General features: G+C 39.7%; 13 protein-coding genes. 6 read left to right on the top strand and 7 right to left on the bottom strand.

Going from position 1 to position 14,591, the window contains the following annotated elements; all coding sequences use genetic code 11:
- Positions 1 to 186: 186 nt before the first annotated feature.
- Complete coding sequence (gene pnp, locus J671_RS07565) at positions 187 to 2,274, top strand: polyribonucleotide nucleotidyltransferase (RefSeq protein WP_170318156.1); 2,088 nt, start codon at positions 187 to 189, stop codon at positions 2,272 to 2,274.
- An 84-nt stretch (positions 2,275 to 2,358) separates the two neighbouring features.
- Complete coding sequence (locus tag J671_RS07560) at positions 2,359 to 3,570, top strand: magnesium transporter CorA family protein (protein WP_031981868.1); 1,212 nt, start codon at positions 2,359 to 2,361, stop codon at positions 3,568 to 3,570.
- Positions 3,571 to 3,800: 230 nt separating this feature from the next.
- Here the strand turns inward: J671_RS07560 and J671_RS07555 are convergent, their stop codons facing one another.
- From J671_RS07555 to J671_RS07530, 6 genes are all read right to left on the bottom strand, one after another.
- Entirely contained in the window at positions 3,801 to 4,130 is a 330-nt protein-coding gene (locus J671_RS07555) for a chaperone modulator CbpM (RefSeq protein WP_002157040.1), read from the bottom strand.
- Between the two features lie 11 nt (positions 4,131 to 4,141).
- The gene (locus J671_RS07550) at positions 4,142 to 5,104 is read right to left on the bottom strand and encodes a DnaJ C-terminal domain-containing protein (protein WP_031981866.1); all 963 of its coding nucleotides are present in this window, start codon (positions 5,102 to 5,104) and stop codon (positions 4,142 to 4,144) included.
- A 149-nt stretch (positions 5,105 to 5,253) separates the two neighbouring features.
- Positions 5,254 to 5,865, bottom strand: coding sequence for a LysE family translocator (locus J671_RS07545; protein ID WP_031981865.1), 612 nt, complete (start codon positions 5,863 to 5,865; stop codon positions 5,254 to 5,256).
- A 136-nt stretch (positions 5,866 to 6,001) separates the two neighbouring features.
- Positions 6,002 to 6,877 carry an Hsp33 family molecular chaperone HslO gene (locus J671_RS07540; RefSeq protein WP_004710781.1) on the bottom strand — a complete coding sequence of 292 codons (876 nt, stop codon included), beginning with the start codon at positions 6,875 to 6,877 and terminating at the stop codon, positions 6,002 to 6,004.
- A 165-nt stretch (positions 6,878 to 7,042) separates the two neighbouring features.
- On the bottom strand, positions 7,043 to 8,884 hold the full coding sequence (locus tag J671_RS07535) for a monovalent cation:proton antiporter-2 (CPA2) family protein (RefSeq protein WP_004710778.1): 1,842 nt from the start codon (positions 8,882 to 8,884) through the stop codon (positions 7,043 to 7,045).
- A gap of 75 nt (positions 8,885 to 8,959) precedes the next feature.
- Positions 8,960 to 11,188 (bottom strand): primosomal protein N', encoded by a 2,229-nt coding sequence (locus J671_RS07530; RefSeq protein ID WP_031981864.1) that lies wholly within the window; start codon positions 11,186 to 11,188, stop codon positions 8,960 to 8,962.
- Between the two features lie 148 nt (positions 11,189 to 11,336).
- Here J671_RS07530 and gspF point away from each other — a divergent pair, with 148 nt between their 5' ends.
- From gspF to J671_RS07515, 3 genes are all read left to right on the top strand, one after another.
- Positions 11,337 to 12,542, top strand: a complete 1,206-nt coding sequence (gene gspF, locus J671_RS07525; RefSeq protein ID WP_004699003.1) for a type II secretion system inner membrane protein GspF — start codon at positions 11,337 to 11,339, stop codon at positions 12,540 to 12,542.
- Between the two features lie 23 nt (positions 12,543 to 12,565).
- Complete coding sequence (gene gspG / locus J671_RS07520) at positions 12,566 to 13,081, top strand: type II secretion system major pseudopilin GspG (RefSeq protein WP_017393987.1); 516 nt, start codon at positions 12,566 to 12,568, stop codon at positions 13,079 to 13,081.
- 265 nt (positions 13,082 to 13,346) lie between these two features.
- Positions 13,347 to 13,691, top strand: a complete 345-nt coding sequence (locus J671_RS07515; RefSeq protein ID WP_016803955.1) for a hypothetical protein — start codon at positions 13,347 to 13,349, stop codon at positions 13,689 to 13,691.
- Between the two features lie 60 nt (positions 13,692 to 13,751).
- Here J671_RS07515 and J671_RS07510 read toward each other — a convergent pair whose 3' ends face one another.
- Positions 13,752 to 14,012 (bottom strand): DUF2798 domain-containing protein, encoded by a 261-nt coding sequence (locus J671_RS07510; RefSeq protein ID WP_004710772.1) that lies wholly within the window; start codon positions 14,010 to 14,012, stop codon positions 13,752 to 13,754.
- 240 nt (positions 14,013 to 14,252) lie between these two features.
- Between J671_RS07510 and J671_RS07505 the strand changes: the two genes are divergently transcribed.
- On the top strand, positions 14,253 to 14,591 hold the full coding sequence (locus tag J671_RS07505; RefSeq protein WP_000434938.1) for a tRNA-binding protein: 339 nt from the start codon (positions 14,253 to 14,255) through the stop codon (positions 14,589 to 14,591).

The raw sequence follows: 14,591 nt of genomic DNA, 5'->3' as shown, positions 1-14,591 counted from the left end.
TCAACCGTTAGGCGATTTATAGAAGGGGCGCTTGTGCGCTCCTTCTTTGCGTTTAATATTATTTAAAATTTTTGGTCTAGTGTGATGGCTTCTAAGCTTTGTCATTTATCTACCAATAGTTGTAGTCTGAATGCCAAACCTTAGGGGTCTCACTAGAATAAAATTAGGAAAATACAATACATGTCAATGTTTAACATCGTTCGTAAAGAATTCCAGTTCGGTCAACATCAAGTCGTTTTAGAAACGGGTCGCGTTGCACGTCAAGCAAATACAGTTTTAATTACAATGGGCGGCGTAACTGTTTTAGTTGCGGTTGTTGCTCAATCTAAAGCAAAAGCGGGTCAAGACTTTTTCCCGTTAACAGTTAACTATCAAGAAAAACAATATGCAGCTGGTCGTATCCCTGGTGGTTACGGTAAGCGTGAAGGTCGTGCTTCTGAAGCTGAAACTTTAATTTCACGTCTTATTGACCGTCCAATTCGTCCATTGTTCCCAGAAGGTTACTTCAACGAAATTCAAGTAACAGCAACAGTTGTTTCTTCTGACAAAACTATGGAAGCTGATATTGCTGCAATGTTAGGTACTTCTGCTGCATTAGCAATTGCAGGTACACCATTCCGTGGCCCAATCGGTGCAGCTCGTGTTGGTTTAATTAACGGCGAATATGTTTTAAACCCGAATTTTGAACAAATGGCTCAGTCTGACCTTGACCTTGTGGTTGCTGGTACAGAAGCGGCTGTATTAATGGTTGAATCTGAAGCAAAAGAACTTTCAGAAGACCAAATGCTTGGTGCAGTGCTTTTCGGTCATGACGAAATGCAAATCGCGATTCAAGCAATTAAAGAATTTGCTGCTGCTGCCGGTGCAGTGGAATCAACTTGGGTTGCTCCAGCTAAAAATGAAACACTTCGTGAGCAATTAAAAGCAGCTTTCGAAGCTAAAATTTCTGAAGCGTATACGATTGCGGTTAAACAAGATCGTTATGCAGCATTAGATGCACTTTATGCAGAAGCTGTAGCTCAGTTCGTTCCTGAAAATGACGAAACAGGTCTTGCTGACGAAGTAAACGAATTATTTGAAGACCTTAAATACCGTACAGTACGTGACAACATCTTGTCTGGTAAGCCACGTATTGATGGTCGTGATACTAAAACTGTTCGTGCGATCGACGTTCAAGTTGGCGTATTAGACCGTGCACACGGTTCTGCATTATTTACACGTGGTGAAACTCAGGCGTTAGTAACAACAACATTGGGTAATACTCGTGATGCGTTAATGGTTGATACGCTTTCTGGCACTAAAACTGACAACTTCATGTTGCACTACAACTTCCCTGCATACTCTGTAGGTGAAACAGGTCGTGAGTCTGGTCCTAAACGTCGTGAAATTGGTCATGGTCGTTTAGCACGTCGTGGTGTTCAAGCTGTTCTTCCTGCTGCTGACCGCTTCCCATACGTTATTCGTATTGTATCTGACATTACTGAATCTAACGGTTCATCTTCAATGGCTTCTGTATGTGGTGCGTCATTATCTCTTATGGATGCAGGTGTTCCACTTAAAGCGCCAGTTGCGGGTATCGCAATGGGCTTAGTGAAAGAAGGCGATCGTTTTGCGGTACTTTCAGACATCTTAGGTGATGAAGACCACCTTGGTGACATGGACTTTAAAGTAGCAGGTTCTGCAAACGGTATTACTGCACTTCAAATGGACATCAAGATCGAAGGTATTACTGAAGAAATTATGGAAGTTGCGTTAAACCAAGCATTTGCTGGTCGTATGCACATCCTTAATGAAATGAACAAAGTAATTTCACGCGCTCGTCCTGAAATTTCAATGCATGCTCCAACATTTGAAGTAATTACTATTAATCCGGACAAAATCCGTGACGTAATTGGTAAAGGTGGTGCAACTATCCGTCAAATTACTGAAGAAACTAAAGCTGCTATTGATATTGAAGATAACGGTACAGTTCGCGTATTTGGTGAAACTAAAGCTGCTGCTAAAGCTGCAATTGCAAAAATCCAAGCGATTACTGCTGAAGTTGAACCAGGTAAAATCTACGACGGTAAAGTTATCCGTATTGTAGAATTTGGTGCATTCGTAAACATTATGCCAGGTACTGATGGTCTTCTTCATATTTCGCAAATCTCTAATGAGCGTATTGCGAACGTAACTGATGTTCTTAAAGAAGGTCAGGAAGTGAAAGTACAAGTTGCTGATGTTGACAACCGTGGTCGTATCAAATTGACTATGAAAGATATTGAGCAAGCATAATTGCTTAACTCACTAAAAAAGTCCGCTTGATGCGGGCTTTTTTTATGGCATGATGCAAGTAACACACAAATAGATCGACGTGGTATGCAGGTTTATTATTTTTATCGTCATCAAAAGGATGGCTATGTTTTTTTGAGCCGAGAAAAGCACACTGAACATGTTCTGGAATTTTTCTGGATTGATAGTGTGAGATCTGACGTTGTTAACCATAATGAAGAGTGGCAACAAAAAATTCAGCAGCTTTCAGATGTCGCAATTAATGAATTTCATATGCGAGATATTGCCAATATCGAGCCCCCCTGTGCCTTTGATACACTTGAAGAATATGACCTGCTCATTTTCAAAAAGCTTGTTACACCTGATGATGAAATTAAAAATGGAGAAACACATGAGAGTGTGTTTGGCTTAGCTACCACACCAATTAGTTTTATTTTTACCCCTAAAGTTCTGATTAGTGTACGTGAGCAGGGCAACAAGTCGATTGAAAATTATATTCAGCGTCTTGAAAATATTTTATGTAAAACCTTAGAAGAACAAAATAAAACCCGTAAGTTGCCTAATTCGCCTGTAGATTTATGTTTACGTCTGCTCAATAGCATGGTGGATGGTTATCTTGATATTCGTTCGCCTTTAACCAGAAGGGTCGAGCACTGGCAACAACAACTATTACAGGGCAATCGTCGTTTTAAACAATGGCATCAACTGTTTCATGAAAACATGGCCTTTCAGCAGGTCGAAAACTTGTGTGAAGAACAAATCGAAACCCTACAAGAGTTTCGGGATGAAATTGTAGAAAATTATCATCATGTGATTGGTGAGCGTACGCATAGTTCTCAAGATCTTCTGTTAGTTCGTTTGAATGATTTAATGAGTCATGTAGAACGTATTCAAAAACATACTTTACGCTTACGGAGTGCGATTCAATCGGCAATAGATTTGCATTTCTCAGCGATTGCAAACCAGACCAATGAAAATATGCGTATTCTTGCCATTATTACCGCTGTATTTGCACCACTTACGCTTTTAACTGGTATTTACGGAATGAACTTTGAGTTTATTCCGGGGCTTAAGTCGCCAGTGGGTTTCTGGATTATGCTCGGTGTCATGTTGCTCAGTACGGTTTTATTGTTGTACTACTTCTATAGACAGCATTTAGTGGGGCGTGGTGAGAAAAGCGTTATTGATTTATTGGCTCAGCAGCACCGCCAAGAGCGTATGAATTTGTTCTGGTTTTTGGAATATGAACCGATTAAGCAGACTTTGAAGGAAGTGGAGAAGATTACTCGGTTGAAGTAATAGGAATTTTCAAAGATCAGTAAAGTTGATTTGTTAGTACTGCCTCAAATATATGGATTAATTAGATATTTTTTGTATAGGCATATCCTTACTTTTGACTGGGCAAAAGTAACAAAACCCCTTTATTGGACTGACGGTACATCCATGTTACCGCAGTCCAAAAGGCGGCATCCATGCCGCCCATCACGTTAGTTCATACCTACTTTAAAGATTATTTAGAAGAAAAAATCTTAATGAAAATGCTTCAACTGTTTTCTAAGTTGTTGCACTTCATCAATCAAATCTAACATCACCGCAACTGCTGCCAAACTTGCATCAAAGTCACGTTGTAAACGATACGCTTTACGAGCACGAATAACATCTTCACCCAAAAACTGATGTTTTTCAGGCGGAGTATCAATCGCTAAAATATCGTACTCAATGAGCTCTAGAATCCAGTCCGGGCTTTGACCACAGGCTTGAGCAAATTGTTGCAGATCAAATGTACATTGTTCATCAACGACTTCAGCACTAAAGGTGTGGCCGTCACATACAATTTCTCGATAATGGATGGTTGTCATGATCTTGCTCCCTAATGAGATGAACGAGGTTCGAATGAAGCAAAGGCTTCTGCCAATTGCTGATAGGCTTCTTTTTCTTTTTCAGAATGCACAGGTGGGAATACAATATTTAAAATTAAATAAAGATGGCCTGGCGTTTTATTTGGTATCCCTTTGTCTTTTAAACGTAGCTGTTGTCCCTGTTTTGCATTTTTTGGTAAATTGACATGTAAAGGTCCTGCAGGTGTTTTTACTTCAATACCTTGACCTAATGCGGCCTCCCAAGGCGCTACATCTACAGTTAAATATACATCACTGCCTTCTACATGAACACGATCTGTATCTTTATATTGAATCTCGATATAAAGATCGCCGTTGGCACCACCATTGATGCCACTTTGTCCTTGTCCGCTTAGACGAATTTGTTGGCCTTCCTTCATCCCTTTAGGTATTTTCACCTGTAGGGTTTTGCGTTGTACCTCAGGCTCACCATAAACATTCACAGTCGGAATTTGCAAGGTAATCTGTTGTGTTGACCCATGATAGGCAATATCAAGATCGACCTCTATGCTGGCATGTTGATCTTCACCTCGGTAACTACGTTGTTGTCTTTGGTATTGTTGCTGTCCACCACCAAAGCCTGCACCAAAACGACCAAATAAGTCTTCAAAACCGCTAAAGTCAGCTTGTTCACCACCGCCGCCTGTAAAGCCTTGTCGATAAAAGCGTGCACCATCAAATCCACCTTGAGCTGCACCTTGACCGAAGCCATTGAAGCCTTGTGGGTGGTCTAACATTTGGTCATATTCAGCCTTTTTTTCGGCATTGCTTAAGGTGTCGTAGGCAACATTAATCGCCTGCATCTTTTCTTCTGCATCTTTTTCTTTGCTGATATCAGGATGATATTTACGAGCTAATTTGCGATATGCTTTTTTAATTTCATCAGCAGAGGCATCTCGTTTAACCCCTAATTCTTCATAATAATTTTTTGCCATAATGTTTTATCACGATGGTGTTGTTTATTTCATTATGAAACAATTTTTAAGGCTTTCAATGAGCTAGATTGTATAAGAGTTGTTCTCTTACAAAAATGGGAGACTAGGTGGAAGAGACATAAGTCAATTAGGACTATGCCTCTAATTCTTTATATGAAAGTTTGATATAAACCGTATAGGGCAATTAATAAAAGCAATAGGCCGCATAAGCCGAGTATTTTAGGGTATAAGTGGCTGTTAGAAAGGCGACGGAAGAATACATAAACTAAAGATAGGGTTAAAAAATCTAAAACAATCCATGTCAGTGTAAGAAGGGTCAAACTGAAATTTAGGTTAGGTGAAATAGAGACAAATTGAGGAAAGAAAGCCGAAAAGAAAATAATATCTTTAGGGTTTGAAATACCCACTAAAAAGCCTTTTTTAAAACCACCATTTTGGGCAGAAACGGTTTGTATTGCTTCCGGATGAGGGGCTTGGATGACTTCTTTGAGAATATTAAATCCTAAATAGCCAATATAGAGACAACCTAAAACACGAATAATATTTAAATAGCTTTCATTAATACCGAGTACTCCTTTAAGTACGAGTACCGAAATAAAAATTAAAACCAGTGAGGCGAGATTTGTACCAAAAATGGTTTCCAGTGCTTTTTTATATCCGCCTTTTAGTCCGGCGCTTGCCACCAAAATCATGACAGGGCCAGGGGTCGCAATCATAATAATGACACTGAAAATAAAGAGAAAATAATCAAAATAATTCATGAAATATAAGCATCTTATTTATTGGGTTATAAAGTAAGCTCATATTAACTGATTTAAAATAACATGCTGAAAATTCTCATCAAAAATTATAGATAAATAAAAAGGCGGTTTGACCGCCTTTTTATAAATTAAGGGATTAACTCAAGTGTTCACCAAATAAACCCAATGCTTCTTCGGCAGTGAATTCATAACGAGTATTACAGAACTGGCAATCCATTTGAATCGGGTTTTGTGCTTCCAGTGTTTCATGAACAGCATCAACACCAATTTGAATGAGTGCTTTAGCACAGCGCTCTTTAGAGCAAGTACAGCCAAATTTTAAGTGTTCAACTTCTGGCAAGCGTACTTCTTCTTCATTATAAAGACGATACAAAATTTCATTCGCTGAAAGCTCAGTTAGTTCTTCAGGCTTGAGCGTTTCAGTCAGCATGGTTAAACGTGGCCATAGGTCTTCATCAACCAGTTTTTGCTCTTCTTCATCATGACGAGGTAATAACTGAATGAGTAAACCACCAGAACGTTTAGCTGTACTTGCCAATACAATACGAGTTGGAATTTGAGCAGATAAATCATAATACTGCATCAAACAACCCGCTAGATTTGTTTGGTCAAGAGGTACGATCCCTTGATAACGCTCACCATGCTCAGGTTCGATGTTAATAAATAAAATTGGATTAACTAAAGCACCAAGGACTGTACTGCTGTCAGTTGCTTCAACAAAACGTGGATCTGTTTCGTAGTCTGCTAAAGCGCGAACTTCGCCTAAATGGTTACATTCAGCCATAGCCCATTTAAAAGAGCCGCTAGCCTGGATTTGCAAGCTGATACGGCCTTTGATTTTTAAAGTACTTGCAAGTAATGCAGTCGCACTCAACATCTCGCCTAGTAGAATTTTAACCGCAGGCATGTAGTCGCGTTGAGCTAAAATAGTTTGTAATGCTTCTTCTAGATGAACTACTTCACCGCGAACAGGAAAGTCCTCTATATAAAAGCGTTGGCGTAAATCAGACATAATATTCTCCAGGGCCCTAAGCAGATTATAACAACTTCGGTTTAATCAAGCTTAGGGAATGCAGCGTGGCTGCAAGCAGGACATCGGTAACTCTTGTACCGATTGTCGCAATCATTTAGGCAATGTGAATAAGTCCTTAATATAGCCATTTTACGAAATCTCAAGTTATTCTTCGTGATCTCGTGTAATGTCGATACGATTTGGTTGTAAATGACGCTTTAAATTCACGTCATGTCTTGATGTGGCTTGCTGTGCATCGCTTTCAAAGAGATGTTCAAGTTCAGCCAGCGCATTACGATGAGTTTCAAAAACCTTTTGTTCATCGGTATAAATGCTTTGCTGCTGAATGAGTAATTTCTCATCATAATCTCGAAAGATTTCGATATTGTTATAGGCTTGTTCATCGGAAATACCAAGTTCGCGTAAAGCGCGATAAGCCATACCTAATGATGATAAATAGGTTTCACGCCAAATATGTTCAACACCTAAGTCTCTTAATAGATGTACATGATGTCGGTCACGTGCACGTGCTAGTAACTTTATGTGTGGATAGTTCAATCTTAGATGCCGTGCAACGTTCATAGAGTCTTCGACATCGTCTATTGCGAGAATAAATACTTGGGCTTTTTCAATGCCTGCCGAGCGAAGTAAGTCAGGTTGGGTGACATCTCCATAGTAGAGTTTACCGCCGTATCGACGCACAAAGTCCACTTGGTGAAGGTTGTTGTCGATGGCAGTAAAGCCTAAGTGCTGCAAACGGGCAATACGCGCAATAATTTGTCCAAAGCGACCAAACCCAGCAATGATAATTGGATTATCTTGTTGCGGAATTTCATCATATTCAGGTGGGCGTTCTTTATTAAACAAAGGAATGATTTTAGTTGCCATAATCCAGTAAATGACTGGGGTAAGGACCATCGACAACGTCACAATCAGGGTAACAGGTTCTAATAAAGCATCAGTCAAAACTTTTTCACTTTTGGCAAGGCTTAAAATGACAAATGCAAATTCACCACCTTGCGCTAAACATGTTCCAAGCAGCAGGCTATTGTTCCAACTATATTTTTTATAGCGGGCAATAGCGGTCAACACGAGGGTTTTTATAACGAGTAAGCCAATCGCTCCGCCAATAATGAGCCAAGGCATTTCAATAAATAAAGACAGTTGTGTGGTCATGCCCACAGTCATAAAGAACAAACCAAGTAATAGCCCTTTAAACGGAGCAATACTTGCTTCAAGTTCATGACGAAATTCTGAGTCGGCTAAAAGCACCCCAGTAAGAAAAGCGCCTAGTGTCGTGCTAATTCCTAAAGTGTCCATAAGTAGCACAACAGCGAGAATAATAAATAACCCCACTGCGGTAATCAGTTCGGTCGCACCACTTTTTGCGACAAAACGAAAAAATGGACGCATCACATAGCGACTAAATAGGAATAGTCCACTAAATGTTGCGATGATGGCAGCAAAATAAGCAATACCATGATGGGTAGATTCGGTTCCTGCCAAGAGGGGAATGACTGCTAGTAAAGGTATTGCTGCAATATCTTGGAACAGTAAAATTGAAAATGATTGCTGGCCATAAGTCGTATTGAGCTGTTGTTTTTCAGACAGAAGCTGTAATACAAAAGCCGTAGAAGATAGCGCAAGCGCAAAACCAATCACAAAGCTCGCAGCGAGGTGTTGTTGAAATAGCAGGAATATGGTGAGCATGAGAATTATGCCCGTAATCACCACTTGCAAACTCCCCATCACGAAAATAGAGTCACGCATTTCCCATAAGCGCTGTGGACGTAACTCTAAGCCAATCAGGAACATAAGTAAGATGACCCCAAACTCAGCCAATTCCATAATGGCTTCAGGGTCATGGGCAATATTTAAAACACTTGGGCCAAGAAGTATGCCCGTAAATAAATAACCTAAAACTGTTGCAATCCCTAAGCGTTTACCCAAAGGGACTAAAATCAGAGAAGCTCCAAGAAAAATAGTTGCTTGCAGTAGGAATGACATTCATTACCCCGAATGTATTGATCTTTTTAAGTGTAAAGCCAAAAAGGTTTCTTCACACCATGATATTCAAGTCATCTAACTAAATTCTTGCGGGTCAACATCAATAGAGAGTCTGAGTTGATGCTGTCTTTGCGCATGGACCAACTGAGCCCACCATTGTCTTAAGTAAAAATGCAGACGAGCGCGGTCAGCAGACAAAATCACCATATGGGCGCGGTAACGTCCCGCTTTACGTTCCATTGGCGCGGGAATTGGCCCCCAGATATCAACAATATCACCTGCAATTTGACGAAGTTGCTCGGCAGCTTCATTTAAAAAATGCAAGGTATAATCGCGATCTTTCGATTCAGCGCGTATTAGTACGGCATAGCGATAAGGCGGCAGTAATGCAACTTTACGTTCAGCCAATGTTTGCTTTGCGACTGCCCGATAATCTTTTTCAATAAGCGTGGTCAATAAAGGGTGATCTGGCCTTAAAGTCTGTAAATAAACATGACCTTTATGTTCTCCACGACCTGCACGACCAGCCACTTGTACAATCAATTGAGCAGTACGCTCTGGCGCTCGTATATCGACACTCAATAAACCTGCATCAATATCTAAAATAGCAACCAAGGTCACATGCGGAAAATGGTGACCTTTTGCCAACATTTGCGTACCAAGCAAAATCGAAGGTTTATTTTGCTGAATGCGATCATAAATTTTTTGCCAGCTACCGACTCGGCTGGTGCTGTCACGATCGACCCGAATCACATCATGATCTGGAAATAATTCTTGTAAATGCTCTTCAACCTTGGCTGTGCCAGCACCTAAAGTTTTTAAACTCTTCTGCTGACATTCAGGGCAGTGGTCTGGCAAGCGATGAACCGTGCCGCAGTGGTGACAATGTAAATAAGAATAAGGCTGAGTGTGCAACGTAAAATGCGCATCACAATGCGGACAATTCGCTTGCCAACCACAACTTTCACAGACCAGAACAGGTGCATAACCACGTCGGTTTAAAAAAATTAAAACCTGTTCTTTTCTTGCTAGGGTATTTTTAATTTGCTCGATTAAAGGCTGGCTAATTCCATGCTGTTTTTTGACAATTTTAAGATCAATCAAATGCATTTTTGGTAAAAGCGCATGGCCTGCACGTTGGTTCAGCTGAAGTGCAGTTAACTTGCCAGTTTCGACTAAGTGATAGCTATCAATGCTTGGGGTTGCTGAACCTAAAAGAACAGGACAGCCTTGTAAATGTCCGCGGTAAAGCGCGACATCACGCGCATGGTAACGAAAGCCTTCTTGTTGTTTATAAGACAGATCGTGCTCTTCATCTAAAATGATAAGGCCCAAACGTGGCAGCGGGGTATAAATGGCTGAACGTGTTCCTAAAATAATAGAGGCTTTTCCAGTCTGTGCCTGTTGCCATGCTTGTAAGCGCTTCGAGTCATTTAAGCCCGAATGTAATAAAGCAATGTCGCAGTTAAAACGAGACTTAAAGCGCGAAATGGTTTGAGGGGTTAAACCAATTTCAGGAACTAACACTAATACTTGCTTACCTTGCTTTAGCACTTCATGCATGATGTGCAGGTAAACTTCAGTTTTACCACTTCCCGTTAAACCATCTAACAAAAACGCTTGATATTGATGCTGTGCATTAAGGACGTGCTGAGTTGCTTTCTTTTGGTCTTCATTAAGCGTGAGTGGCATTTGAGCCAATTGTACGGGTGCTGGGCTAAAGTCATGAGGCTCAAGCGTACAGTCTACCAGTCCTTTCTTTTGAAGTGCTTTAAGTGTCGCAGTTTCTACACCACTCAAATTAAGAATATTTTCTGTAGTTCCGGCAGGGTGTAATTTTAAAATTTGATAAGCGTCTTGTTGTTTGATTGAGCGTTTTAGCAGAGCTTCAACATTGTCACATGGAATGATTTTCCATAGATGAAATAAAACATCCATGGGTTTACCCTGACGTAATAACGCAGGTAAAGCAGTTTGCATGACCTCACCAATCGGAAATTGGTAATATTGTGCTGACCATGTCAATAAATTTAAAACTTGTTCATCTAAAATAGGTTCATTATCTAAAAGTTCAGAAATGGCTTTAAGCTGAAAGTTACCTGTAAATGATTCTTGTGGGTCAACTTTTTCAGTAATGATACCAATCAGGTTTTGCCGTCCAAATGAAATTGCGACGCGTGAACCTACTTGAGCCCGTTCATATTGTGCTTTGGTGAGTGTATAGTCAAAAGTGTCGTACAGATGCACAGGTACGGCAACACGCACACGATAAACAACTGAATCAGGCTTTGGCGTTATGGTCATAGAGGCTCATTTCGTCAATTTTAAAAAACGGCATAGCGTCGTGAAGAGGACTTGGGTATTCTACACAGGCTATAGAATGAATATGAATGATTGCGTAGCATAGATGCAACAGCAGCGACTATTATTTTTGGAAAATTAGAACATTACCATGCCTGCATATCAATTTACTGCTATTGATGCTTCAGGGAAGCAGCAAAAGGGGGTGCTTGAAGGAGACTCAGCACGTCAGATTCGCCAACAATTACGCGATAAAGCATGGACTCCGATTAGCGTTGACCCTGTTGAACAAAAAGATAAGCATCAAAGCCACGGGTTATTCCAGAAAAAGTTTAGTGCTTATGATTTAGCACTGATGACCAGACAACTCTCCGTTTTGGTTGCTGCTGCAATTCCTCTAGAAGAAGCTTTACGCGCCGTGAGCAGACAAAGTGAAAAAGCACATGTACAAAATCTTTTACTCTCGGTTCGTTCAAGAGTATTAGAAGGGCACTCACTTGCGCAAGGCATGCAACAGTCAGGTCGTTTTCCTGACCTTTATATTGCAACAGTTGCAGCAGGTGAGCGTTCAGGTCATTTAGATCTCATTTTAGATCAGCTATCAGACTACACTGAGAACCGTTTTGCCATGCAAAAGAAAGTTCAAGGTGCCATGATTTACCCGATCATTTTAATGCTGATGTCATTTGGTATTGTGATGGGATTAATGACCTATGTGGTTCCAGAGATTGTAAAAACCTTCGATCAAAGCAAAGATGCCTTACCATGGATTACAGTCGCTTTAATGAAAGCGAGTGATTTTATTCGCCATGCGTGGGTCTTTATCATCCTTTTTGCTGTGATAGGCGTTGTTGCCTTTGTGCGGTTTTTAAAAACAACGGCTGGTCATTATGCTTTTGATCGCTTAACACTCAAATTGCCATTATTCGGTAAACTGTCCCGTGGTATTAATGCTGCACGCTTTGCCAGTACCTTGTCTATTTTGACTCGTTCGGGTGTGCCGTTGGTGGATGCTCTAAAAATTGGTGCTGCTGTGACCAATAACTGGGTGATCCGTGACTCTATTGCCCATGCTGCTGAGCGTGTTACCGAAGGTGGTAACTTGGGTACGCAATTGGAGCGCAGTGGTTATTTCCCACCAATGATGGTACAAATGATTCGAAGTGGTGAGGCATCAGGTGAGCTTGACCGTATGCTGGAACGTGCATCAACTATGCAAGACCGTGAGGTGACGACATTTATTTCAACCTTATTGGCATTACTTGAACCGCTTATGCTGGTATTAATGGCAAGCATTGTGTTGGTTATTGTAATTGCGGTTATGCTGCCAATCGTAAATATGAACAATATGATTTAATAACTTTGATATTAGAGATAATGATGAAGATGGTCATGAAACAAAAAGAGCACGTTAAGGATGCTCAAAAAACCTCAAGCGTAGCTTTCAGACTTTCGGCACGTTCGAGCGGTGCTCGAATGAAACGTGCCTCAGGCTTTACCCTTATTGAAGTCATGGTCGTGATTGTTATTTTAGGTGTGTTGGCGGCTTTAATTGTGCCGAACGTCATGGGTCGTAGTGAAAAAGCTAAAATCGATACCACTCAAATTACCTTGAAGGGGGTAGCGGGTGCTTTAGATCAGTACAAGCTCGATAACGGACATTTCCCAACTATGCAAGAAGGCGGACTAGATGCACTTATTAATCAACCTGCTACAGCAAAAAACTGGATGCCAGGTGGTTATGTGAAAGGTGGTTATCCTAAAGACAGTTGGAAAAATGATATTCAATATGTCATTCCAGGAAAAGACGGTCATCCTTTTGACTTATATTCATTTGGTGCAGACGGTAAAGAAGGTGGTGAAGGCAACGATGCCGATATTTACTACCAACCTTAATTAAAATGTAAGAGAGATTATCGATTCGGTTAATAAGATAAAACGATAATCCGAATTGATAATCTTTCTTAATCACAAAAATATAATAAATAATTGAAAATAAGGTAAAAAAGTTAATATCTAATTTTGAGATTTAAAATAAGAATTATTCCCATATTTAATAGTTACAAGAAAGTTAAAATATGAGAGAAAATAAGCTATATATTTAAATAAAAGCTTTGCATAATAAATAAAAACCACTTTATAAAACTATGGGAGAGATTAAATGAAAGCATTTCTCGTACTTGATGAACTGAATCAGTTTCATTGGGCGATGCTTAAGTCTGTCCTATTGATTTTAGCATTATTACCAATTTCTGAAGTTTCATTAAAACTATGGCTGAGTACAGAAGGTAGCAGCCAAATCATGATTGGTTTCTTCGCATTAAGTATTGTCAGTGCATGGTTAATGGTGAGCTTTTTCACTGCATTAAAAGCGAGCGTATGGCAAGCGAAACAAATATCATCTAAATATGAGCAATTAGTTTTTAAAGCTTATCGCTATGTACCAATGGTTTTTTTATCAAGTCTAGTTGCTTATTTATCTTTGCAGTTATCTATCGCTTTTTAATACTGATAGCTAACTTCATTTTTGAAAAAGACGTAGATATTAAATCTACGTCTTTTTTGTTTAAGCAGGCTGTACCAATAGTGTCGTGATTTTACGGACGATCGGTAAGACTAAAAGTAATGTTGGAAAAGCGATTATCCAAGAAATTGCCCATGCAGACATCCATACATATAGGGAAAATTCTTCTAATCCCAAACTTCGTAATGTACTAATCATTGAAACCACAAAAGTCATAATGATCGATAAAAGAAATGGTAAAACGATAGAGGTATAGCGATTTGGAAGTTTTCTAAAACTAGATAAAGATTTTGAGTTTTTCATTTTAACTCCGTAAACCAACAAACGCCCGTGCCATTCAAAATATAAAAATATTTTGAATAAATAGCTCCAAGCATTGTTGGAGGTATGTTGGCACGTTGATTGACGTAAACGTTTACGGCTTTTGAGTCAGCAGATTTAATTTAACATGAATTTTGAGAGCTGAAAATAAAAAGAGGGTGTTTCTTTATTTGTACATATTATATGCTTCAAATCAGATATTTAAGAATATGAGAAAAGTAAATGGAACAAATCGAGTGGAATGATTTTTTAAAAGTAGAGCTTCGTGTAGGTAAAATTATTCAAGCTGAGGTTTTTGAAAAGGCGCGTAAACCTGCTTATATTCTGCATGTAGATTTTGGTGAAGAATTGGGTGTACGTAAATCGAGTGCTCAGATTACTAAACTTTATCAACCGCAGGACTTGATTGGTAAATTAGTGGTTGCGGTCGTGAATTTCCCTAAAAAGCAAATAGGGCCTATTCAATCAGAATGTTTAGTGACAGGGTTTCATAACGCAGATGGGGATGTAGCACTTTGTATCCCAGAGTTTGAAGTTCCTCTGGGTACAAAGCTATTATAA

The sequence above is a fragment of the Acinetobacter sp. 1130196 genome, assembly GCF_000588095.1.
GTDB lineage: Bacteria > Pseudomonadota > Gammaproteobacteria > Pseudomonadales > Moraxellaceae > Acinetobacter > Acinetobacter nosocomialis.
This window is presented reverse-complemented; position numbering and strand designations above follow the sequence as displayed.